This is a genomic window from Flavobacterium urocaniciphilum, assembly GCF_900110615.1.
Classification (GTDB): domain Bacteria; phylum Bacteroidota; class Bacteroidia; order Flavobacteriales; family Flavobacteriaceae; genus Flavobacterium; species Flavobacterium urocaniciphilum.
On the sequence record NZ_FOEI01000006.1, the window covers coordinates 70,449 to 94,913 of the forward strand.

A 24,465-nucleotide genomic window follows, 5' to 3' on the forward strand; every position below is an offset into this window, starting at 1 on the left:
ACTTTGCGAAACTCTGTGGAGTCACCCTGAGCTTGTCGAAGGGTATTGTGAAACTTTGTGTAATTAAATTTTAAAAAGAAATATTATGAAAAACATAGATAAATACTTGTTTCAAGCGTTGGATAACTATCCGTATTCGTTGGAAGAAACAACGGAAGCGTTAGATTATGCCTTGTCTTATGACGCGAAAAATGTCACTGCTTTGTGTTTATATGCGCGTATTGAAGCAGAGCAATTGTATAATTATGATGCTGCGAAAAATTATTTCGAAGAAGCATTAGCTATTAATATGGAAGCTGTTGCAGTGTATCCACATTATATAGATACCTTACTTTTGAATGAAGATTACGACGAAGCATCTAAATTAATCGATTTTGCATTAACGGTTAAAGGAATCAACAAAATGGCAATTTTACTAAAGAAAGTTCATTTGTTAGAACGTCAACTAAAACTTAAAGAAGCTTTAAAACTGATTAAAGAAGTAAAACTAGTTGTGTATAACAATGATACTTACGATTTAGAAGAAACACAAAAACGTTTAGAAGCCAAAAAAGAATTGTTGAAACCGAAAAAAAAATCGAAGGATAAGAAATCCGAGAAAAAAGACAAGAAGTCAAAAAAGAAAAATGATTAATAAAACTGCAGATTTATTTGTAGAAAAAAATTGATAAAATGGCAAAATTATTAGATAAAATTATTGTTGTAGATATTGAAGCAACATGTTGGGAGGGTAAATTACCTGAAGGTATGATTAGTGATATTATTGAAGTGGGTGTTTGTTTACTTGATGTTGAAACAGGAGAAATTAGTGATAATCGGGGTATTTTGATTAAACCAGAACGTTCCACTATAAGTTCGTTTTGTACAGAGTTAACAACAATAACTCCCGAATTAATTGAACAAGAAGGTGTTTCTTTTGACGATGCTTTACATATTTTGAAAAAAGATTATAAAAGTCAAAGCCGAGCATGGGCAAGTTTTGGTGCGTACGATTTGAGACAGTTTCAAAAACAATGTCTGTCGTTAAGTAAAACGTATCCTTTTGGTCCATCGCATATTAACGTGAAATCCTTATTTGCACTTAAAAATAAACTAGGACACGAATTAGGTATGGACGGCGCTTTAAAATTTCTAAATATTCCGCTAGAAGGCACGCACCACAGAGGTGTTGATGATGCTAAAAATATTGCGAAGATTTTAAGAGAGATTTTAAAATAAAAAAACCAGCTGATAAGCTGGTTTTTTGTTTATTAGTATGAATTTTAATCCTGAATCAATACCTCTAAAATACTAATTGCCGCTTCACTAATTTTAGTTCCAGGACCAAAAACAGCTACAGCACCAGCGTCGAATAAATATTGGTAATCTTGTGCTGGGATAACCCCACCCACAATAACCATAATGTCTTCACGGCCATATTTTTTAAGTTCTTCAATAACTTGTGGGACTAACGTTTTATGTCCAGCCGCTAACGAAGAAACCCCTAAAATATGTACGTCATTTTCCACGGCTTGTTTCGCTGCTTCGGCAGGTGTTTGAAATAACGGACCAATATCCACATCAAAACCTACATCGGCATAACCAGTTGCAACAACTTTCGCACCACGGTCGTGTCCGTCTTGACCCATTTTAGCAATCATAATTCTTGGTCGACGACCCTCTTTTTTAGCGAAGTCGTTGGCTAATTGTTTAGCTTTTTCAAAACTTTCGTCACTTTTTATTGCATTACTATACACGCCACTAATCGATTTAATTTGAGCTTTATGACGTCCGAAAACTACTTCTAAAGCATCACTAATTTCTCCTAAAGTTACTCTATTTCTAGCAGCTTCAACAGCTAAATCTAATAAATTTCCATTACCCGTTTTTGCACATTCAGTAAGTGCTTCAATACTTTTCTTGGCTTTATCGTTATCTCTGTTCGCTTTAATTTCAGTTAATCGTGCAACTTGTTGCTTACGAACCATATCGTTATCAACATCTAAAATGTGTAACGGATCTTCTTTTTCTAAACGGTATTTGTTTACTCCAACAATAATATCTTGTGTACTATCAATACGAGCTTGTTTACGCGCTGCCGCTTCTTCAATACGCAATTTCGGTATTCCAGCTTCAATCGCTTTGGTCATTCCACCTAAAGATTCCACTTCTTCAATTAAAGCCCATGCTTTTTCAGTGATTTCAGCCGTTAAACTTTCTACATAATAACTTCCTGCCCAAGGATCTACCGTTTTGCAAATTTTGGTTTCTTCTTGTAAAAAGATTTGAGTATTACGAGCAATACGCGCTGAAAAATCTGTTGGTAAAGCAATCGCTTCATCTAAGGCATTTGTATGTAACGATTGTGTTCCTCCAAATGCTGCAGCTGCAGCTTCAATGGCAGTACGAGCTACATTATTAAATGGATCTTGTTCCGTTAAACTCCAACCAGAAGTCTGACAATGCGTACGTAACGCTAACGATTTTTCGTCTTTCGGATTGAATTGTTTCAATAGTTTTGCCCAAAGCATACGAGCTGCACGCATTTTGGCAATTTCCATAAAATGATTCATACCAATAGCCCAGAAAAACGAAAGGCGAGGAGCAAAGGTGTCAATATCCATTCCGGCCGCTAAACCAGTTCGAATGTATTCTAAACCATCGGCTAAAGTGTACGCTAATTCAATATCGGCAGTGGCACCCGCTTCTTGCATATGGTATCCCGAAATTGATATCGAGTTGAATTTCGGCATATTATTACTCGTATATTCGAAAATATCCGCAATAATTTTCATAGAAGGCGTTGGTGGATAAATATATGTATTTCGCACCATAAATTCCTTCAGAATATCGTTTTGGATGGTTCCTGATAATTGTTTTGGAGCTACACCTTGTTCTTCTGCAGCCACAATATAAAAGGCCATAATTGGTAAAACCGCACCATTCATCGTCATCGAAACTGACATTTCATCTAAAGGAATTTGATCGAAAAGAATTTTCATATCTTCCACAGAATCAATGGCAACTCCTGCTTTTCCTACATCACCTTGCACACGATCATGATCTGAATCGTAACCACGATGTGTCGCTAAATCGAAAGCAACCGATAAACCTTTTTGTCCGGCAGCTAAATTTCTTCTGTAGAAAGCATTACTTTCCTCAGCTGTTGAAAATCCAGCGTATTGACGGATTGTCCAAGGTCGGCGAACGTACATGGTTGCGTAAGGTCCGCGTAAATTGGGTGCAAAACCAGCTCCAAAACCAAGATGTTCTACATCTGCAATATCTTCTTTGGTATAGGTTGGTTTTACCTCAATTTTTTCAGCTGTTTGAAACGTATTTTCGTTAGTCATTTCTGACTTCTGACTTCCAGTTTCTAACGTAATATGTTGTATGTTCTTTCTCATTTTTATTCTTCTTGAGATAAACGTTCTTGTTCTAATTTTTCAGATAGTCTTTTCTCGATAATTGGAGAAATTAATGTTTTTCTATCTTTTGTTTTAACAAAAGGAAACAATTCTAAATCGTGTTTCATTTTATCGTTTGGATTCGGATATTTATTGGTTCCTAATAAAATTTCTTTGCCTGAATCGAATAATTCTTGTTCTTTTTGAGCGCTTTCCGAAATTTTACGTTGAATGGTTCCTTCAATCAATTGCGTAATTAAACCACCATTTGCTTCAATGTCTTTGAATAATTCTAGGGCTTTTTCTGCTAATTGTTCTGTTAAGGTTTCAATATAATACGCTCCGTCTGCAGGATTGTTCACTTTATCAAAATAGCTTTCTTCTTTTAAAACTAACAATTGATTACGCGAAATTCTATCGCCAAATTCGTTGTCTTTATGGTAAATCGCATCGTAGGCTAAATTCGAAACCGAATTTGCACCACCTAAAATAGCCGACATGCATTCAGTTGTAGTACGTAACATGTTTACGTTATAATCGTACAACGTTTTGTTACGTTTGGTTGGAATGGCAACGATTTGACAATCGAAAGTATGATTGTATTCTTTTGCTAAAGTTGAAAATAACAAACGTAAAGCACGAAGTTTAGCAATTTCGAAGAAATAATTCGTTCCAACGGCAACTTCTATTGAAATTTGTTGATTTATAGCTGAAATTCTATTAAAATATTCATTAACATGTGCTAAAGTATAAGCTAGTTGCTGTACCATATTAGCACCTGCATTTTGATAGGTTCCAGATTGAATATTTAAAAATGCATTTGCTGAATTTTTTGCGATTTCGTTTAGTTTATCAAAATCGGCATTTAAATTTTCAAACCAATTTCCTTCTTTACATAATTGTCCGATTGGATCAATCTGAATAATGAACGAAGCATTATTTTTAGAAGCGAAATCGTTTACTGATTTTATATATTCTGTAGAAAGGAATGGTAAATTGAAATAGTATGTTACATTTTCTAATGGTAAGTTTTCCATTAGTTTTGCTAACTCAATTTTATCCGATTCAATGGTGAAACGAATACTTTCTGCACCACGATTTAAGCTGTCTTTTGCTTTTTTGTTTGACATTTGAATATCATGAACAAAAATGTTTTGCAAAATGTTAAATTCTGTGGCTTTTGTATTGGTGTTGAATGTTTTTACTTCTTCATCAGAATGATAAAAGGGTTTAACTTTTATTCCTTCTGGCGATTCCCAAACCAATGTTTCATTATAATCGGCTCCTTTTAATTCAAATTGAATTTGTTGCTTCCATTGTTTAGAAGTAACAGATTCAAAGTCTTGGAATAGGTTTGTTTTCATTGTCATGTATTTTGTTTTGAAAACTTATATTGTTTTATAGCCCTGATAGCAGCGGTATCATGTTATTGCGATGGAAATGAGAAGTTCATTATTAGAATGCTTCGTTCCTCGCAATGACATATTTAGCGAATAGCAGGAAGATAGTTGATTTGAAATATTATTTTTTTGCTTCTAATAAACTATCTTTTATTTTATCTTCTTCGAATTCAATGATGTAAATATCTTCGCTATCTTTCTTCATGAAATACTTTTCGCGTGCATATTTTTCAATCATATTATCGTTTTTTAAATGCTTGATTTTGATACTATCTTTCGTGATTTCCGATTGATAATACTTTTTGTTATCGTTTAATTCGTCAATTTGTTTGTCGAGAAAACGATGTTCGAAATACGAATAGTTGTCGAAAAAAAGCATCCAAACTATAAATGCAATTAGAATCAAATAGTACTTGTTTCCTAAAAAACTTAGAAAAGGAATTTTTTGTACTAATATTTGAAATCTTTTGAACATTATTTTTCGATACGTTGGTTAATTACGGCACGAACTACATCGATAGCAACCGTATTGTATTTGTCGTTAGGAATAATGATATCTGCGTAAGCTTTTGTAGGCTCAATAAATTGCTCGTGCATTGGTTTTAAGGTCGTTTGATAACGATTTAAAACTTCTTCCATATCTCTACCGCGCTCTGCAATATCACGTTTTAAACGACGAATTAATCTTTCATCTGAATCGGCATGAACGAATACTTTAATATCGAAAAGTTCTCTAATTTCTGGATTTGTGAAAATTAAAATACCTTCCACAATCATTACTTTTCTTGGATGCGTAACAACAGTATCGTCTGTTCTATTGTGTGTTACGAAAGAATAAACTGGTTGTTCGATAACATTTCCAGCTTTTAATTCTTTTAAATGATGCACTAATAATTCGAAATCAATTGCACGAGGATGATCGAAATTTATTTTTGTTCTTTCGTCGTAGCTTAAATTGTGTGTTTCTTTGTAATATGAATCTTGAGAAATAATTCCGACTTCAGTTTCTGGTAATTCATTCATAATTTGATGAACTACAGTGGTTTTACCACTTCCTGTACCGCCTGCAATGCCTATAATTAACATAAATTATTGTGTTGATTTATTGAGTAGCAAATATAGAAATAATATTGATTTTAATTTATAGTCACTACTTTAAAATATTAAAGAATAAACCTTAATAAAAAACTTTAAATTAGTTTTGTTTATATAAAAATAGTTATATATTTGCACTCGCTAATACGGGGTGTAGCGTAGCCCGGTTATCGCGCCTGCTTTGGGAGCAGGAGGCCGCAGGTTCGAATCCTGCCACCCCGACAAAAGAGATTTTCGAAAGAGAGTCTCTTTTTTCATTTTAATTAGTTACTGATTTTGTATCTTTGAGTTTTACAATTTAATCCTTATCATGAAAAACTTTTTTTACTGTTTATTTATCGCATCCACTTTGTTTTCTTGTACTTCTAAACCTAAAAAAGAAGATATTTCTAAGTTAAATGGATATTGGGAAATTGAAAAAGTGGAATTTCCAGATGGTAATAGTAAAGAATATAAAGTAAATGAATTTATAGATTTCATTGTTTTAAAAGACAATAAAGGAACTCGAGAGAAAGTTGCACCACAATTAGATGGAACGTACTTAAAAGGAAATTTAAAAGATAAAATTTCGGTTGTAGATAGTGCGAATTGTTATTATTTGAAAACCAAATCGGAATATACGAAATGGGAAGAAAAGTTAGTTTCAGTTTCTAAAGATGAATTCGTGTTGGAAAATGAAGCAAAAATTGTTTATCATTTTAAAAAATTTATACCATACGATAAAAGAAAATAAGATGAAGCGATTTAATGATGATTATTCTATAAGTGATGTCATGAAGGAATTTATGAAAACAAATAAACTCGAATCGGGTTTAGATATTGTTAACGTAAAGGAAACATGGAATAAAATGATGGGACCAGCCATTAAAAATTATACTTCGGCCATTGAATTAAAAAAGAATACACTTTATATTCAGTTGAGTTCTTCTGTGGTAAAACAAGAATTAGAATACGGTAAATCTAAAATCATTACCATGCTAAACGAAGAATTGGGAAAAGAATTGATAAAGGAAATTGTGTTTAGGTAAGTAGTGAGTAGTGAAAGGTGAGTGGTGAATAGTATTTAGATATCCATATTTATTAAATAAAAAAGCGTTCCGATATCGGAACGCTTTTTTTATATCTAATCACTAATCACTAGTGACTATTCACTATTTTATTAGAATTGCTCTCTTCCAGCGAAGTGGAAAGCACTTTCAATTGCAGCATTTTCATCAGAATCTGAACCGTGAACTGCATTTTCTCCAATAGAAGTAGCATATTTTTTACGGATAGTTCCTTCAGCAGCATCTGCAGGGTTTGTAGCACCAATTAAAGTTCTGAAATCTTCAACAGCGTTATCTTTTTCTAAGATAGCAGCAACGATTGGTCCACGTGTCATAAATTCTACTAATTCACCAAAGAAAGGTCTTTCAGCGTGAACAGCGTAAAATTTTTGAGCATCAGCAACTGTTAATTGCGTTAATTTCATTGATACGATTCTGAATCCACCTTCAGTAATCATGTTTAAAATACCACCGATGTGTCCGTTTTCAACACCATCAGGCTTAATCATTGTAAAAGTTCTATTACTAGCCATTTTTTTAAATTTTTTGCAAAGGTAGTATTTAATTTAATTATTCTTATATAATATGTGAAAATTATTGAGTAACTGTTCTAACTAAACGGAAACCGTAAAATTCATGTGTTTTTTCAGGAGCTGTAGAAATTCTATTTGCAGGTCTGATATAGTTTGGTTGACTATCCCAAGAACCACCTCTAACACTTTTCTTTTCCCCATTTTCTGGACCTTTTGGATTATTACTATTTTCAATTTTGTAATAATCTTTATTGTACCAATCCCAACACCATTCCCAAACATTTCCTGACATATCGTAAATACCTAATTCGTTTTGTAATTTAGTTCCAACTGCATGTGGAGTACCATTACTATTTCCTTTATGCCAAGCGATTTCATCTAAAGTATTACTTCCAGAATATTTATATCCTTTTGAAGATTTTCCTCCTTTTGCAGCAAATTCCCATTCTGCTTCAGTAGGTAAACGGTAACCATTTGCTTGGAAATTACAAGTGTAAAAAGGTCCGTTTTTACCATAAACTTGAGTTAAACCTTCTTTTTTGCTTAACCAATTACAATAAGCGATAGCTTCTTCCCAAGTAATATTGTTCATTGGATATTTATCTTTCCAACCCCATTTTGGAGCTTTAGGCATTTTTAACCCTTTTGCTTTTACGAATTGTTTCCATTCCCATACAGTAACTTCAAACTTGCTGATTTCAAAATTACTAACCGTTACTTCATGCTTTTTTTGTTCATCGATATCTGCAGAACCATCTCCGTCTTCAGAACCCATGAAAAATTTACTTCCTTCAACTTTAATCATTGGGAAAGGTAAAGTCGTAAATGATACAAGTGTAATAGAGATAAGTAGTGTTGTTGCTAGTAAAATTGTTATTTTTTTCATGTTTTATTAGTTAAATGTTAAATTTGGGTCATTTTTCCGATCACAAATATATAATTACAACAAAATAAAACAAGAAATATTAGATGAATTTTAATTAAAATCGATGAAATGCAGTTTTTGGGTCAAACTACAACGTTAAAATCATGTTAATTATTGCGAATCTTCTAAATTTCGATGATTCTAAATTCGCTTTTTAATGGATTTGACAATAAAATAGCCTTATTTATGAAGTTTTTTGAATAAAACTCGCTAAAGTTGTTTTTTCTCTCTTGTAAGCTCCCTTTTGTAAACAATTGATTTTGAATATCTGAAATTCGATTCAGTTGTTCTGCTAAAACTCTTTTTTCAGCTTTAAGCAAACGTTTTTCTAGGTTTTCTAGGCCTTTTAGTTGTTTTTTCTCTTGAGCTATTACAGCGCCTACAAATGATTTGTCTGTTTGTTCAGCAATTTTATACAATTCAGAAAATTGTTTTTGTAAAAACTCTCTTTGTTTAGTAAAATCAATAGTATGATTTGAAAGTTCTTTTGTTTTTCGATTTATCAATTCTAAATTCGATAAAAATAAATCTGACCAAGTTAAACCTAATGCATCAATCTTTTTTAATTGTTTTTCAGTAGCAACTACAAAAGAATTTCTCAAAATTAATATTGGAAAAGTAACTTTTTGGTTTTCAAAATTACTTTTCAATTCTAACCAATAGGCCATTTCACCACCACCACCTATATAGGCTAAGTTGGGCAAAATAACTTCTTGATATAAAGGTCGCAAAATTACATTTGGACTGAATTTTTCTGGTGATTTTTCAAGTACTTCTAAAATTTCAGATTTTGAAAATTGAAGTTTGGTATTGTTTACTTTATAAACATTGTCTTCAAAAATTATTCTTTCACGTAAATTGTCTTCTATATAAAATAGATTAATTTCTCTTGGATTTACTTGAACCGTATAGTCTTTGAATTGCTGAATGGTTTCAGTGACTTCTTTATATGAGTTTTGGTTGAATAATTCGTCTTTAATAAAAGGAGTAAACAAGTTTTTCAATTTACTATCGTCACCATCAATAATCACTAAACCTTCTTCAGAAAATAATTTATTAACTAAATATCGAGTTGCATCCGTTAAATTGGAATGTTCTAAATATGCTTTTTGAAAAATTTCTTTTAGATATGTAGCGTTTTCTCCAACACCAATAGTATTTGAAAAATCTTTAAATACGTCTTCTAAGCCAACTGTTGAAAGTCGACCAACCGGACCAAAGCTCTCTTTATTCCATGTAATTTTTTTTCCGTTTACATAAAAATGATTGATTTCTTCAAAATCATGATCTTCAGTTGCCATCCAATATACAGGGACAAAGTTGTAATCTGGATACTTTTCTTTTAATTGCTTACACAAATTAATAGTCGAAGCAATTTTATAAATGAAATACACCGGACCAGTAAAAATATTCAATTGATGGCCTGTGGTAATTGTAAATGTTTTATCTGATTGTAATAACTCAATATTTGTTTGAGTTTGTTCAGAAAGTACAATCTTTTGATTTTGATTCACTAAGGCATCAATTAAAGTGAATCGGTTAGTTGTGCTAAAATTTTTTGCTTTTTCACCAATTTGTAAAGCAAAATTTTCTAATGTCGGAAAACGATGATAAAATGATTGTATTTCAGGTTTTTGATCTAAATAATCAACAATTAGTTTAGAAAAATAACCCGATTTTTGATACGAAACACAATCTGTTGGCATAGTTTTTTTTGTAAAAATAAATAAAAATTCAGTTGCGGAATTATCTTTTATTATCTTTTTAACGAAAAATGCCCTTTGTATTCTTTACCATTTTCACGAATAACAACAAACCAATAATCTGATGACGGTAGATCTTTACCTAAATAAGTTCCATCCCAACCAATTGAATTGCTACCTAATTGTTTGATGAATTTACCATATCGGTCAAATATTTTTATGGTTAAATTAGGTTCGTTTTCAGAGAATTTAATTTTCCAATAATCGTTATAGCCATCACCATTTGGAGTGAAAAATTTTGGATACATCAATAAATAAATTTCTTCTGAAACCATACCACAACCATTTTTATCTCTTACATAAACAGTGTATTCACCTGGATCTAAATTGTCAAAATTGTTACTATTTTGAAAATCAATTCCGTTTAATGAATATTCATAATCACCTTGACTATTGCTATTTAATTGTACTGTAATCGTATTGTTATTATCTGTCCAATCGGCGCTAATAATTTCTTGAATTGTAGCAACATTAGAATTAACAACTGAGAAATTTTTAGTTGAAGTACAAGTGGTAGTGCCATGATTTTCTGTAACAACTACTGAATAATTTCCAGGTTGTGTAACAGTAATTTGTTGTGAAGTTTCACCTGTCGACCAAGTATATGTGTCATAATTGTTTCCTCCATTTAATGTAATGAAACTGCCTTCACAAATTGGCGCAATATCATTAATTGGAATATTTGGTTTTGAGACTAATTCAAGTGTTAGAGTTACTATTTGAAAACAAGTATTTGGAGAGTCAATACGAACATAAAATGTATTTGTTCCTATTGTTAAATTGTAATTAGAAAAATTAATTATTTGTCCAGCAGAATTCTGACTTAAAGCATTATTGTAGCTATCGTAATAACTAAATGTATTTCCGGATGATGCAATTAAATTAGTGTTATAGCTCGATAAGTTTATTATTTCTGAATTGTTGTTTAAGTTGTCACATAAAATTTCAGAATAATTTGTTGCATTTAATGTGTTTATTATACTAATTGAAACTACTAAACGATTTTGACTAACACATCCATTAATAGATTGAGTTGCATAATAAATTGAGTTGTTTGTTAGTAAAGTTGTACTAGGTAATGGAGTTGTGCCTGTTGCAGAATTATACCAAATAAGATTGATTCCGTTTGTAATAATATCAGCAACTGTTGCATTTTGAGTAATACAAAAACTTTGATTTGCATTTCCAGTAGGAACAGGAGTATTCTGAATTTGAATTAATACAGGCACTCTATTACTTTCACATCCATTAATAGTTTGAGAAGCATAATAAGTTGTACCGTTTACTAATGCTGTTGTGTTTGGTAATAAATTGCCATTTGTAGCGGCATCATACCATTTTATGTTTTGCCCAGTGATAACAATGTCATTAATAGTTGAATTATATTGTATACAGAAGGTTTGTGGTGAGATTAATGTAGGTAAAGTATTTGGAATTATTGTAATAAGTATTGGTGTTTTTGTGCTTTCACATCCATTTACTGTTTGTGAAGCATAATAAGTTGTATTGTTTTGTAAAAGTGTATTATTAGGTAAAACAGTTGTTGCTGTATTTGAAATATACCATTTAATATTTTGACCAGTAATAACTATATCATTTAAATCTGCATTTTCGTTTTCACAAAAAGTTTGATTGTTTAATATTAGAGCATTTGGACTCGGGTTTATTGTAACTATAACTGGAATTCTAGAGCTTTCTGGGCAATTTCCCTTTTGTTTGGAAACATAATATGCATGACCGTTTATTAATGGTGTTGAATTGTTTAGTTCTGTAGTGCTATTTAAATTAAGATACCAATTATAATCATTTGAATTTGGAGTTAAACTTGAAACCGTTGGATTTTCAGCAGAACAAAAAGTTTGGTTGTTAGCTGTAGAAGGTGTTGTTGAGTCACATGGACCAAGTTTTAAAGTAAATCGAGAACCAAATATACCGCTAGTAGATAATATATAAGTACCTATAGTTGGGTCAAAATCTGCAGTAGGACTAAAATTACCTACATAATATTGATTGTCATTTTTTATTTTAAAATCAGTAAAATAAAAATTTATACAATTATTGTTATGATCTCCTAGTTTAAAAGCGCTAACAAAATCTCTATTGTTGTTAAATTTGATATAAAATGCATCTCTAGTATTGGGATTGCCACAAGAATATGAAAGTGGGTAATAGTTAATTGTAGGATCTGCATCAAAAACACTATTAAATTGACCAACTAAATATGTGTTATTATTGTTGTCAAATTCAATTTTAGTAAACGCAAAATAATTAAATGGATTTACTGCTGGATATTTTTTTACATCTAAAAAGTCTCCATTATTTGTTAGCCAAAGTAAATATCGTGTTGGGTTAATAAGAAATGTGTTAGAACTAGGATCTACGTCTATGTCACTTCCGTATGGGTCTTTCCCGTTGCCAGCTATGATTATATTGTTTAGATGATCTATATTAAAAGTTGAAGGATTTTGTTTATCAAGAATTTTTTGCCATACTGTAGTTCCGTCATTTGAGTTAATCTTAAATATATTGTAACCAAAATTATTATAACTTTGATTTTCCTCATTTGAAACAATTACAATTGGGTTTTGATTATTATCAATCTTAACACTTTCATAATGTGAATTTAAAAAATACATATTAAATTTTCTACCCCAAACTATATTTCCCAGAGTATTTATTTTTAATAAAAAAGAATCTGATCCTGTATTAAAATATAATTGCGGATTTGTTGGGTCAATTTTTAAATCATCTTTAAATGAACCAGTAATAAAAATATTATTTTGATTATCTAAAGCTAATGAGGATGAAGAATAAGTGTCATATGGATTAGGATTGGCAAGATTAGTTATTTTTTTTGTCATTAATATATTTCCTAAAGGATCAATTTTAAAAATAGTAATGAATTTTTGAATAAAAGTTGTTTGTTCACGTATATCAGCTAGTAAATAGATATTACCATCTGTTCCTATTTCTATATCAATTACCTTATCACCAAAACCAAATATACTTCCAAAAGTTTTGCCCCAAATGAAATTACCATCTGTATCAAGTTTTGTTAAAAATAAACTACATTTTGGTGATGTGCTTTGAGAAGTATTATCTATTATTTGAGTTCCAGATGTCGGGTCTAAATCAAAAAGTTCTTCGAATATTATACCAAAAGTATAGTTGTTTCCACTATTATCGACTTCAATTGCACTTTCATTTTCATTGGAAAAATAACTTCCTTCAAATTGTCTTACCCATTGAAAATCTTGCCCTAAGCTAAATTGTGAAAATAAGAATGTTATAAAAAGTAAAATATTCTTTAACATGTAGTAAATTTTCGTACAAAAATAAACATTTTTCGCCATCCACAATTAATTTTTATCTTTGTCAAAACAATTTCCCTTGAAAAAAGATATTTTATTAATCACTCCGCCATTTACGCAATTAAACACTCCTTATCCGGCAACGGCATATATTAAAGGGTTTTTAAATACGAAAAACATTTCCGCTTTTCAAATGGATTTGGGTATTGAAGTGATTTTAGAATTGTTTTCAAAAACTGGTTTAGAGCAAATTTTCCAATCCATTGAATCAACAGAACTTCTTTCTGAAAATACACAACGTATTTATAGTTTAAAAGCTGATTATATCCGAACTATCGATGCTGTAATAGCTTTTCTTCAAGGTAATAATCCCACATTAGCAAGACAAATTTGTAGTGGAAATTTCTTACCAGAAGCTTCTCGTTTCAATCAATTAGATGATATGGAATGGGCTTTTGGAAATATGGGAATGCAGGATAAAGCGAAGCATTTGGCGACTTTGTATTTAGAAGATTTATCTGATTTTATCGTTGAATGTGTCGATGAAAACTTCGGATTCAGTCGCTACGCAGAACGTTTAGGAAGAAGTGCCAATTCGTTTGATGAATTATATACTGAATTACAAAACGAAACTACATTTATTGATTCAATTACACTAAAAATTTTAGACGAACGAATTAAAACTGTTCAACCTAAATTAGTGTTGATTTCTGTACCTTTTCCTGGGAATTTATATAGTGCTTTTCGTTGTGCGCAATATTTTAAAACCAATTTTCCAGAAATTAAAATTTCAATGGGTGGTGGTTTTCCAAATACCGAATTACGTAGTTTAAAAGATACTAGAGTTTTTGAGTTTTTCGATTTCATCACTTTAGATGATGGCGAATTGCCTGTGGAACTTTTAAATTCCAATATTCAAAATCCAAATTCCAATGAGTTTAAACGTACTTTCCTTTTAGAGAATAACGAAGTCGTTTATAAAAACAATACTACCAAACAAGATTATAAACAATCGGAAGTCGGAACACCTGATTATTCGGATTTATTATTAGATAAATACATTTCAGTAATTGAAATCGCCAATCCAATGCACAGTTTGTGGAGCGATGGTCGTTGGAATAAGCTAACTATGGCTCATGGTTGTTATTGGGGGAAATGTACTTTTTGTGATGTTTCTTTAGATTATATTAAAATTTACGAGCCAATTGCGGCGAAAATTTTGGTTGATCGAATGGAAGAACTAATAGCGCAAACGGGTGAAAATGGTTTTCATTTTGTTGATGAAGCAGCACCACCAGCATTAATGCGTGAAGTAGCTTTGGAGATAATACATAGGAAATTAGTAGTTACGTGGTGGACCAACATTCGATTTGAAAAGAGTTTTACACAAGATTTGTGTTTGCTTTTGAAAGCTTCTGGTTGTATAGCTGTTTCGGGCGGATTAGAAGTGGCTTCAGATCGTTTGTTAGAATTAATTAAAAAAGGAGTAACTGTTGAACAAGTTGCTAAAGTTACCCATCATTTTACCGAAGCTGGAATTATGGTTCATGCATATTTAATGTACGGATATCCAACTCAAACGATTCAGGAAACAGTAGATAGTTTGGAAATGGTGCGTCAATTGTTTCAATTAGGTGTTATTCAATCCGGATTTTGGCATCAATTTGCCATGACAGCTCATTCACCAGTTGGGTTACATCCTGAAGCATTTGGAGTCATTCCGCAACAAAATGAAATAACTTTTGCAAACAACGATATTCAATTTACCGATAAAACCGGAATCAATCATGATAAATTTAGTTTCGGATTAAAGAAGTCTTTGTTTAATTATATGCATGGCATTTGCTTCGATTATGATCTACAAGATTGGTTCGATTTTAAAATTCCAAGAACTAAAATTCAGCCCGATTTTATAGAAAATGCTATTTACGACACTTCCGATTTTTCTGTAAAACCCAATTCGAAAATACTTTGGATTGGAAATCAGCCTATCATTGAGTTTTTTACCAAATCGAAAAAAGGAAATTCATGGGAAATGGCAAAACTTTCTTTTCATACTAAATCAGATTTTGTTGAAATTTCATTAGAAAAAGATAAAGCCCAATGGTTGAATGAAATCTTATCTAAACTTTCTGATAAACCAATGTTACTAAAAGATTTAAAACTCGATTTTGAATCTCATTTTGAAGATTTTGAATTATTTTGGTTTTCAAAACAAGTTACTTCCTTACGTGAAAGTGGATTGTTAATTTTATAGTAAAAAAAGTTAATAATATTTACATTTTGCGATTTATTTGTTGTTTTATTGTAATTTTTGTGTAAAATTATAATTTCTATTGATTTTTTCCTATATTTATGCTTGTAGAGAAATGTCAATGAATTCACTTATACATAAATTTAGAAATTCAACTTACTTCAAAGTTGTATCTTTAGTTTCGCTAGTATCATTTGGATTGCTATTAATTGTAGTGTTCCTCTATTTTTACATGCGTGTTCAGGAAAAAGCAATTTTTAAAAGCAGTAGAGAATTGTATGATAATGAAATTCATTCTCTTTTAAAATTGAATTCAGAATCTTATGAAGCGGTTGTAAATGACGCTACGTATTGGGATGAATTTGTAACCTTTACAGAAACCAAAAATTTAAAATGGTTTAATACTTCCATAGCCGTTTTGATTGATACTTATAATGTAGAATATTTATCTGCATATTCAGCAAATGGCGAATTCATAACAAAAGTTTCTACCTTAAAAATTCAGACTAAAGATTTTATTCCTAAAGATGTTTTTGAAAAGCTTAGAGATAAAAAATTCGAAAAATTTTATTTAAGTATTCCAGAAGGGATTGTTGAGGTCTATGGCGCTTCAATACATCCTTCAAGTGATCCATTTAAAAATAAAACAAAAGCTTCGGGTTTCTTTATAATGGCAAGACTATTAGATAGAGAGTATTTTGCCAATATTGAAGAAATATGTAGTTCCAAGATTAAGTTTTATACAGGAAAAGAAAAGGCATTAAAAACGGTTTATACTACTATTCCTTTATTAGATATTAATGGAAGAGAAGTTTCTAAATTATATTGCAAAAGAGCTTACGATATCGATTTTTATATTACCAAAAGTATATTATGTGTAATGGCAATTGCTATTATTATTTCATGGATCATATTTATATTTTTTGCTAATAAATGGTCGCGAGTGCCTTTGAATTTGATAAAAAGAATTCTGAAAAAGAATGATACTGCAGCAATTGAAAATCTAAAAAATATAAAAGGTGAATTCCGTTATATGGGTAAGCTTTTTGAAGAGAATTTTAGACAAAAAGCAGAATTAATTCATTCCAAACAAAAAGCAGAAGAAAGCGATAAGTTGAAATCTGCCTTTTTGATGAATTTATCTCATGAAATTAGAACACCAATGAATGCTATAGTTGGGTTTTCTGATTTATTGTTGGATGAAAAAATTACACCAGAAGAAAAACAAGAATTTGTTAGAATCGTGCAATACAATAGTCGAAACCTATTAAGTATTGTTGATGATTTAATAGAAATGTCTAAAATAGATTCCGATTTAATCAAACCAAATTTTAGTAGTGTTAATTTAAATCAATTATTACAGGCAACGTTTGAATCAGCACAGTTTTCAAATAAGAATCCGAATGTAGAAGTTAAACTTCAAAAACCTTCAGTTGAATTAAGAAAAAACATCGTAACCGATGCAATTAAATTGAATCAAATTATCATCAATCTTTTAAATAATGCCTTAAAATTTACAGATGAAGGTTTTGTAATTTTAGATTGTGATGTAGATACCAATAAAAATTTAATTGTATTTCAAGTGAAAGATTCTGGAGTGGGTATTCCAGATACTTTTAAAGACAAAATTTTCAAACGATTTAATAAAATAAATTCTAAAAATATTACCGCAAATGATGGTTTAGGTTTAGGTTTGGCCATTTCAAAATCGTATGTAGAAATGTTAAGTGGTTCTATTTCAGTTGAATCTAAAGAAGGATTAGGATCTACTTTTACCATTACAATTCCATTAATTTATGCGGATGATGAAACCGGAGAATTAGTAAAAACCGAATTAATTGAAAATTACAGTTTAGGTAATGAAGAAATTGTTTTAGTTGCAGAAGATGATAATATCAATTTTAAATTGATTGAAAAGCTATTGAAGATATTCAATTTTAAAGTTATTCGCGCTAAAGACGGTTTAGAAGCTGTTGAAATTTGTAAAACGAATCATGAAATTGATTTAGTTTTTATGGACATTAAAATGCCTAATTTAGATGGTTATGGTGCTTTCGAAAAGATTAGAGAATTCAATAAAGAAATACCAATAATTGCACAAACTTCTTATTCATTTCCAGAAGAAGTTCAGAAAATTCAGAAATTAGGTTTCAACGATTTTATATCTAAACCTTTAGATAAAGAATTACTCTACGATTTAATCAAAAAATACTTTAATAAGTAAAAAACTTCCAAATTCATTTAACGAAAAGGTTTACTTTCCCTATTTTTACACTCAAATTTAAATAGACTATGAGTAAACCTTATAAAATATTTGTAAACAAGGTTAATACCTTCGATTTTACAGATAATGATTTGTCAAAATTAGATGCTGTAAGTGTAGAAAATAACCATTTTCATGTACTTAAAGAAAATGCACCTTATCAAGCTGAAATTGTTTCTTCAGATTTTAATTCAAGAAAATATTCTGTAAAAGTTAATGGAAATACTTATGATGTTTCTATTGCAAACGAATTAGATTTATTAATTGAATCGATGGGAATTTCTGTTGGTGCAGGAAAAGTAGTAAACGAAATTAAAGCACCAATGCCAGGATTAATCTTGGAAGTTTGTGTAGCTGTCGGACAAGAAGTTTCAGAAAATGATCCTTTATTAATTTTAGAAGCTATGAAAATGGAAAATACATTAGTATCTCCACGTAGCGGAAAAATTAAGTCTATTGCTGTAGAAAAAAGTAATGCTGTAGAAAAAGGACAATTGTTAATTGAGTTTGAATAGAAGCCTCCCTTAATCCCTCCAAAGGAGGGACTTTTAAAATTGGGAGTAATAACAAAAATAATATATAACCATAAAACTTTGAAGCAAAGTTTTTCAATTCCCCCACTTTGGGGGCTAGGGGGCTAACATATGAAAAAAATATTAGTTGCAAATAGAGGTGAAATTGCACTACGTGTAATGAAAACCGCAAAGAAAATGGGAATTAAAACAGTTGCTGTTTATTCAACTGTTGATAGAAATTCTCCACATGTAAAATTTGCTGATGAAGCGGTTTGTATTGGTGAAGCACCATCCAATCAATCGTATTTATTAGGAGATAAAATTATTGAAGTTTGTAAACAATTAGGGGTAGATGGAATTCATCCAGGTTACGGATTTTTAAGTGAAAACTCTGATTTCTCTGAATTAGCAGAAAAAAATAATATTACGTTTATCGGACCAAAATCGCATGCGATGAAAATCATGGGAAGTAAATTAGCCGCTAAAGATGCGGTTAAAGCTTTCAATATTCCTATGGTTCCAGGTTTAGATGAAGCGATTACTGATATCGCATTAGCTAAAAAAGTAGCTTCAGAAATTGGTTTTCCAATTTTAATTAAAGCTTCTGCTGGTGGTGGTGGAAAAGGTATGCGTATTGTAGAAAACGAAGCAGAATTTGAATCACAAATGAATAGAGCTATTTCAGAAGCAACAAATGCCTTTGGTGATGGGTCGGTTTTCATTGAAAAATATGTAGGTTCTCCACGTCATATCGAAATTCAAGTCATGGCCGATAGTCATGGAAATATTTTATACCTTTTTGAAAGAGAATGTAGTATTCAACGTCGTCATCAAAAAGTAGTTGAAGAAGCACCATCTTCAGTATTAACTCCAGAAATCCGTAAAGCAATGGGTGAAGCTGCTGTTCGTGTAGCGCAATCATGTGATTATTTAGGTGCTGGAACAGTTGAATTTTTATTAGACGAAAATAAAAACTTCTATTTCTTAGAAATGAATACGCGTTTACAAGTAGAACATCCTGTTACTGAAATGATTACAGGGATGGATTTAGTTGAAATGCAAATTCGTGTAGCAAGAGGTGAAGCGTTACCAATTAAGCAAGAAGATTTAGTTATTAATGGTCATGCTATGGAATTACGTGTTTATGCAGAAGATCCATTAAACGACTTTTTACCAAGTGTTGGACATTTAGATGTGTACCAAATTCCGGTAGGTGAAGGAATCCGTGTTGATAATGGTTTCGAACAAGGAATGGATGTGCCAATATATTACGATCCAATGTTGGCTAAATTAATTACGTACGGAAAAACGCGTGAGGAATCAATTGAATTAATGATTAAAGCCATTGAGCAATACAAAGTGGAAGGCGTAAGCACAACTTTACCTTTTGGTACTTTCGTAATGGAGCATGAAGCATTCCGTTCTGGAAATTTTGACACGAATTTCGTTAAGAAATATTACGATAGCGATAAATTAAAAGCGCAATTCGATAAAGAAGCAGAAATTGCTGCTTTAGTAGCTTTGAAAAAGTATTTAGAAGATAAAGATATAGTTAGAGTTCCGAATTAAGAAGAACCAAGTAAAAAGGTAAAAGTAAAAAGGGATAAGCAAAAGAGTCAAGTAAAAAAGCTAAAGGCTAATTGCTAATCGCTAAAAGCTAAAAAACTATGCAAGACAAAATAAAAATATTAGAAGATAAAATTGCTTTAGCCAAATTAGGCGGTGGCGAAAAAAGAATTGCTTCTCATCATGCTAAAAAGAAATTAACAGCAAGAGAACGAATTGAATATTTATTAGATGAAGGTTCTTTTGAAGAAATTGGGATGTTGGTTACACATCGTACAACTGATTTCGGAATGGAAAAAGAACAATATTACGGAGATGGTGTTGTAACCGGTTACGGAACTATAAATGGAAGAGCTGTGTACATTTTTGCACAAGATTTTACTGTTTTTGGTGGTTCGTTATCGGAAACACATGCTGAAAAAATCTGTAAAGTAATGGATATGGCCTTGAAAAATGGCGTGCCTATGATTGGTTTAAACGATTCTGGTGGAGCGCGTATTCAAGAAGGTGTACGTTCATTAGGTGGTTATGCTGATATTTTTTACAGAAACGTTCAGGCATCTGGAGTAATTCCACAAATTTCTGCGATTATGGGACCATGTGCGGGTGGTGCGGTTTATTCTCCTGCAATGACCGATTTTACGATGATGGTAGAAAATACAAGTTATATGTTTGTAACGGGACCAAACGTTGTGAAAACAGTTACGAATGAAGATGTAACTTCAGAAGAATTAGGTGGTGCCAGTACGCATTCATCTAAATCGGGAGTAGCACATATCACTTCAGAAAATGGAATTGAATGTTTAGAAGACATCAAACGTTTATTGAGTTATATTCCTCAAAATAATAGAGAAACAACGCCTAGAATTCCTTTTGAATTAAAAGATGAAATTAGAGAGCAATTGAGTACTATTGTTCCAGATTCGGCTAATAAACCGTACGATATGCACGATGTTATCAAAGGAATTATTGACGAAGATTCTTTCTTTGAAATTCATAAAAACTTTGCCGAAAATATCATCGTAGGTTTTGCTCGTTTAGGAGGTAGAAGTATTGGTGTAGTGGCGAATCAACCTATGTTTTTAGCTGGATGTTTAGATGTAAACAGTTCAATTAAAGCAGCACGTTTTGTGCGTTTTTGCGATTGTTTCAATATTCCTTTATTAGTATTAGAAGATGTACCAGGATTTTTACCAGGAACAGATCAAGAATGGAACGGAATTATCACGCATGGAGCGAAATTATTATATGCTTTTAGTGAAGCGACAGTACCTAGAATTACGGTAATTACACGTAAAGCTTATGGTGGTGCATACGATGTAATGAACTCGAAACACATTGGTGCCGATATGAATTTTGCTTGGCCAAGTGCAGAAATTGCGGTAATGGGAGCAAAAGGAGCTTCGGAAATTATCTTTAAGAAAGAAATTAGTGAAGCCGCCGATCCTGCAGCGAAATTATTAGAAAAAGAACAAGAATACGCCGATTTATTCGCGAATCCATATACAGCAGCGCAACGTGGATTTATCGATGAGGTTATTTTACCAAAAGATACGCGTAAGAAACTAATAAAAGCGTACAGCATGCTAGAAAACAAACAGGTGTTAACGCCAGCAAGAAAACACGGTAACATTCCTTTATAAAAATAAAAAACTCCCAATGTAAGTTGGGAGTTTTTTTTTATTGTATTAAAATGGTCTATTCTAAATCTAATTCTTTTTTAATTTTATTGGGAAGTTTTGCTTTTACTAATTCAAACGATTGTTGAATAAAATTCTCCCAATCGGAACGATTCATTTTGCTAATGTCTTCAATTAAAACCCATTTGTATCTCGCTACATAAGGCGCAGGTTTAAAATAGGGTAGCGCAATTAATTCTTCAAATTGTTCTTCAGTGACTTTAAAAGAAGCACTTGTAGGAACTTCATCTAACCCCACTACACAAAACATTTTATCTCCAATACAAAAACACAAATCATGTCCCCATTTTATATCTTGTGTCACTTTTGGTAAGGAAATACAAATCTGAGTTATTTCTTCAATGTTCATGGTGTTTGTATTTATGGTTCAATAAATCGCCAATTATCTAATACTAATGTAATGATAGAATGTCCCCAAGTTTCATAAGCCATTAATTTGGATCTAACTGGAATGATGCTCGTTTTAACCCAATCTTGACTTCTAGGTGTATACATGTGTGCATCATAAATTAGATCTTTTTGAAACGGATTAGTAACACTCAGCATAGTTATAATGTTTTTTCTGTCTTCCGCATTTTGAATGAAATCGATTTCAATGGTTTTAGTCGGATTTTCATTTTTCTCAACAACTTTCATGGATGAAATTGTGTCGTTACTAATTTCACATTCTATAAAAAGTTTTTCACCACAATAAATTTGCAAAATTTTCTCTTTTACAAAATAAGGAGTTTCCGGCACATCCATTTTGTATTGATGTGTTTCGTCTGCAGCAATTTCTAATGTAAATGCTTTTCTTTTTTCTTGACTAAATGAAAGTGTAAAAAAGAATACACTTAAAAGGATTAATATTTTTCTCATTATTTGTATTTATCGTTTAAACCCATGCCTTGTAAAATCATAGGTACAATCTTTTCAACACGTTTTAATTTGGTTGCTTCTTGTTTGGCTTCGTTAATGTACAAATTGTATTCTTTTTGCTTTCCTGGCGTTAGTTTATCAAAAGCATTTTTTAAATTAATATTGTTTTTAAATTCTAATTCTAAGAATTCTGAAACTGGAATGGCTGTAAACTTCTCAGGAGCAATTTTTAAGCCTTTTTTTTCGATTTCTATGGCTTCATAAATATATTCCGTAATTTTCTTTTCATCAATTTCTGAAATAGAAGTAAAGCGCCATTGACGCAACGATTTGGTTTTACCTTCTTGTGCATTTACCAATACATTATATTTGTCCGTTAAGAAAACACCGTTATAAAACCAAAGGGTAAAAAAGTTTTTAAAACCGCCATAACTCACCACATTTTTTCCATTATAAGTAAAAACTTCAGTGCCCCATTTTATTGTTTTTTCTAAAGGAAGTTTGTTAATGATAGAAGCAATAACATCTAATTCTTCCGACCATTGAGTATTGTTTTGCATAGATATTGTTTTATGGTAAATCTAAAAAAAAAATCCCCAATTATCGCTAATTGAGGAGTTTTTTAATTTTGTCTAAAGTCTAAAGTCTAAAGTCTAAAGTCTAAAGTCTAAAGTCTAAATTCTAAATTTATTACGATTTATTCTCTTTGTTGAAGTACACTAAGTAATAATACATTTGTTTTTCTTCGTCCCAACCTTTTTCAACAAATTTTTCAGCACTTTCAGGGTTAATGAAATCTAATTTAATTTGAATGTTGGTATCTAATTCAATTGTGTTTTTTAATTTCCTACGAACATCTGTTACTGCTGCATTAGCAATAGGGAAGTCGGAAACATCTTCAATGCTGTATTTTGCACCACGATCAACTTTATAATTTTTAAATTCTGGGATTAAATCCGGATTTACAATTACGTCATTTAAGAAAGCTGTTTCTTCAAAGTTATCGTTTTTAGCAAAGTGATTTACCGCACGATTCATGAATAAAACTTCTTCTTTTTTATCTTCAGCAGGTAAAACAACTTCTTTAGCAAAATCTTTACAAAATTGTAAGTATTTTTTAGTCATAAATGTTTCATCTTGAAATACATCTACACTTAAAAAATGCTCTAACCAATAACGTGCATCATAACGGTTGCTATCTACGGTTAATATTTTGTAACCTTCTTCTTTTTTGTAGTTAAAAATTAAACAACCTTTATCTAACTTGTTTAAGTTGATTCCGTCTTGTAAAATCATTTCTAAATCGCTTCCTTTTTCTTCAAATTGTAAGAAGTCGGTTTTGATTTCACTTTTGAAAACTCCAATAGCGTCAACAACATTATTATCAATAGAAATGTTCGTTAAATATGCTACATAAACTTCTCCATTTTTAATATGTGGATGATTCGATTGCTCGAATAAATGTTGCGTGATTTTTTTAGAAACATTATGAATTTCACTTGGTTTATTGAAAACTTCCGTAACCAAATTGAACATTTCATTGTATTCTAAATCTACATCGTGTGCAAACTGATAGTAGTTTTCTTCTTTTTCACGAAAAGCCTTAAAAAAGTATTCCTTTAACAAAGGCATAATCTCATCATTTAAGGTATATGGATTTTCAGATAAGAAAATAGCTTCGTTTCTACTTTTATTTCCTACTCGGTGAATAGAAAGGTTTTCGATATGTGTATTAAATAAGTTTATCATTTTTAATGTGTCAATTAGTCTATTTGACAATTAGTCAATTAACTGTGATTATTAATATTTATTTAGTATTTCAATTGGCACATCGCCGTATTCGCACATTG

The 24,465-nt window shown here is 31.2% G+C and carries 21 protein-coding genes and 1 tRNA gene; 10 read left to right on the top strand and 12 right to left on the bottom strand.

Translation table 11 applies throughout. The annotated features are described in order from the left end of the window. Positions 1-85 precede the first annotated feature (85 nt). Entirely contained in the window at positions 86-634 is a 549-nt protein-coding gene (locus BMY86_RS10650) for a tetratricopeptide repeat protein (RefSeq protein ID WP_091468936.1), read from the top strand. Between the two features lie 38 nt (positions 635-672). Continuing rightward, positions 673-1,218 (top strand): 3'-5' exonuclease, encoded by a 546-nt coding sequence (locus BMY86_RS10655; protein ID WP_091468939.1) that lies wholly within the window; start codon positions 673-675, stop codon positions 1,216-1,218. A gap of 44 nt (positions 1,219-1,262) precedes the next feature. Here BMY86_RS10655 and scpA read toward each other — a convergent pair whose 3' ends face one another. From scpA to udk, 4 genes are all read right to left on the bottom strand, one after another. Next, positions 1,263-3,386 carry a methylmalonyl-CoA mutase gene (gene scpA / locus BMY86_RS10660; RefSeq protein WP_091468942.1) on the bottom strand — a complete coding sequence of 708 codons (2,124 nt, stop codon included), beginning with the start codon at positions 3,384-3,386 and terminating at the stop codon, positions 1,263-1,265. Positions 3,387-3,388: 2 nt separating this feature from the next. Next, on the bottom strand, positions 3,389-4,750 hold the full coding sequence (locus BMY86_RS10665; protein ID WP_091468944.1) for a methylmalonyl-CoA mutase subunit beta: 1,362 nt from the start codon (positions 4,748-4,750) through the stop codon (positions 3,389-3,391). A gap of 157 nt (positions 4,751-4,907) precedes the next feature. After that, positions 4,908-5,261 carry an FtsB family cell division protein gene (locus BMY86_RS10670; protein WP_091468948.1) on the bottom strand — a complete coding sequence of 118 codons (354 nt, stop codon included), beginning with the start codon at positions 5,259-5,261 and terminating at the stop codon, positions 4,908-4,910. Next, positions 5,261-5,872, bottom strand: a complete 612-nt coding sequence (udk, locus tag BMY86_RS10675; RefSeq protein ID WP_091468952.1) for a uridine kinase — start codon at positions 5,870-5,872, stop codon at positions 5,261-5,263. The genes BMY86_RS10670 and udk overlap by 1 nt, the downstream gene beginning before the upstream one ends. A gap of 156 nt (positions 5,873-6,028) precedes the next feature. Between udk and BMY86_RS10680 the strand changes: the two genes are divergently transcribed. The 3 genes from BMY86_RS10680 (at position 6,029) to BMY86_RS10690 (ending at position 6,909) form a co-directional block, all read left to right on the top strand. Further along, positions 6,029-6,103: transfer RNA gene (locus BMY86_RS10680), tRNA-Pro, on the top strand. Positions 6,104-6,191: 88 nt separating this feature from the next. Next, a complete protein-coding gene (locus BMY86_RS10685; protein ID WP_245745654.1) occupies positions 6,192-6,614 on the top strand; it encodes a hypothetical protein in 423 nt (140 codons plus the stop codon). Between the two features lies 1 nt (position 6,615). Next, positions 6,616-6,909 carry a DciA family protein gene (locus tag BMY86_RS10690; protein ID WP_091469185.1) on the top strand — a complete coding sequence of 98 codons (294 nt, stop codon included), beginning with the start codon at positions 6,616-6,618 and terminating at the stop codon, positions 6,907-6,909. 131 nt (positions 6,910-7,040) lie between these two features. Here BMY86_RS10690 and BMY86_RS10695 read toward each other — a convergent pair whose 3' ends face one another. The 4 genes from BMY86_RS10695 to BMY86_RS10710 form a co-directional block, all read right to left on the bottom strand. Then, positions 7,041-7,460 (bottom strand): nucleoside-diphosphate kinase, encoded by a 420-nt coding sequence (locus BMY86_RS10695; RefSeq protein WP_091468956.1) that lies wholly within the window; start codon positions 7,458-7,460, stop codon positions 7,041-7,043. A gap of 61 nt (positions 7,461-7,521) precedes the next feature. Further along, complete coding sequence (locus tag BMY86_RS10700) at positions 7,522-8,346, bottom strand: formylglycine-generating enzyme family protein (RefSeq protein ID WP_091468959.1); 825 nt, start codon at positions 8,344-8,346, stop codon at positions 7,522-7,524. A 164-nt stretch (positions 8,347-8,510) separates the two neighbouring features. Beyond that, positions 8,511-10,091 carry a bacillithiol biosynthesis cysteine-adding enzyme BshC gene (gene bshC, locus BMY86_RS10705; protein WP_091468962.1) on the bottom strand — a complete coding sequence of 527 codons (1,581 nt, stop codon included), beginning with the start codon at positions 10,089-10,091 and terminating at the stop codon, positions 8,511-8,513. Positions 10,092-10,141: 50 nt separating this feature from the next. After that, positions 10,142-13,462 carry a T9SS type B sorting domain-containing protein gene (locus tag BMY86_RS10710; RefSeq protein WP_177177168.1) on the bottom strand — a complete coding sequence of 1,107 codons (3,321 nt, stop codon included), beginning with the start codon at positions 13,460-13,462 and terminating at the stop codon, positions 10,142-10,144. A gap of 76 nt (positions 13,463-13,538) precedes the next feature. Here BMY86_RS10710 and BMY86_RS10715 point away from each other — a divergent pair, with 76 nt between their 5' ends. The 5 genes from BMY86_RS10715 (at position 13,539) to BMY86_RS10735 (ending at position 21,700) form a co-directional block, all read left to right on the top strand. After that, positions 13,539-15,716 (top strand): B12-binding domain-containing radical SAM protein, encoded by a 2,178-nt coding sequence (locus BMY86_RS10715; protein ID WP_091469189.1) that lies wholly within the window; start codon positions 13,539-13,541, stop codon positions 15,714-15,716. 118 nt (positions 15,717-15,834) lie between these two features. Further along, positions 15,835-17,937 (top strand): response regulator, encoded by a 2,103-nt coding sequence (locus BMY86_RS10720; protein WP_177177169.1) that lies wholly within the window; start codon positions 15,835-15,837, stop codon positions 17,935-17,937. Positions 17,938-18,005: 68 nt separating this feature from the next. Further along, on the top strand, positions 18,006-18,491 hold the full coding sequence (locus tag BMY86_RS10725) for a biotin/lipoyl-containing protein (protein WP_091468974.1): 486 nt from the start codon (positions 18,006-18,008) through the stop codon (positions 18,489-18,491). Positions 18,492-18,620: 129 nt separating this feature from the next. Next, a complete protein-coding gene (gene accC, locus BMY86_RS10730; protein WP_091468977.1) occupies positions 18,621-20,060 on the top strand; it encodes an acetyl-CoA carboxylase biotin carboxylase subunit in 1,440 nt (479 codons plus the stop codon). 98 nt (positions 20,061-20,158) lie between these two features. Beyond that, on the top strand, positions 20,159-21,700 hold the full coding sequence (locus tag BMY86_RS10735; protein WP_091468981.1) for an acyl-CoA carboxylase subunit beta: 1,542 nt from the start codon (positions 20,159-20,161) through the stop codon (positions 21,698-21,700). 55 nt (positions 21,701-21,755) lie between these two features. On the opposite strand, the gene BMY86_RS10740 is transcribed toward BMY86_RS10735, so the two are convergent. The 4 genes from BMY86_RS10740 to BMY86_RS10755 all read right to left on the bottom strand — a co-directional run bounded on the left by BMY86_RS10740 (position 21,756) and on the right by BMY86_RS10755 (position 24,364). Further along, positions 21,756-22,106 carry an MmcQ/YjbR family DNA-binding protein gene (locus BMY86_RS10740; protein WP_091468984.1) on the bottom strand — a complete coding sequence of 117 codons (351 nt, stop codon included), beginning with the start codon at positions 22,104-22,106 and terminating at the stop codon, positions 21,756-21,758. An 11-nt stretch (positions 22,107-22,117) separates the two neighbouring features. Continuing rightward, the gene (locus BMY86_RS10745; RefSeq protein ID WP_091468987.1) at positions 22,118-22,615 is read right to left on the bottom strand and encodes a hypothetical protein; all 498 of its coding nucleotides are present in this window, start codon (positions 22,613-22,615) and stop codon (positions 22,118-22,120) included. Beyond that, positions 22,615-23,175 carry a YdeI/OmpD-associated family protein gene (locus BMY86_RS10750; RefSeq protein ID WP_091468991.1) on the bottom strand — a complete coding sequence of 187 codons (561 nt, stop codon included), beginning with the start codon at positions 23,173-23,175 and terminating at the stop codon, positions 22,615-22,617. The genes BMY86_RS10745 and BMY86_RS10750 overlap by 1 nt, the downstream gene beginning before the upstream one ends. A 130-nt stretch (positions 23,176-23,305) precedes the next feature. Then, on the bottom strand, positions 23,306-24,364 hold the full coding sequence (locus tag BMY86_RS10755) for a nucleoid-associated protein (RefSeq protein ID WP_091468995.1): 1,059 nt from the start codon (positions 24,362-24,364) through the stop codon (positions 23,306-23,308). Positions 24,365-24,465: the final 101 nt, after the last annotated feature.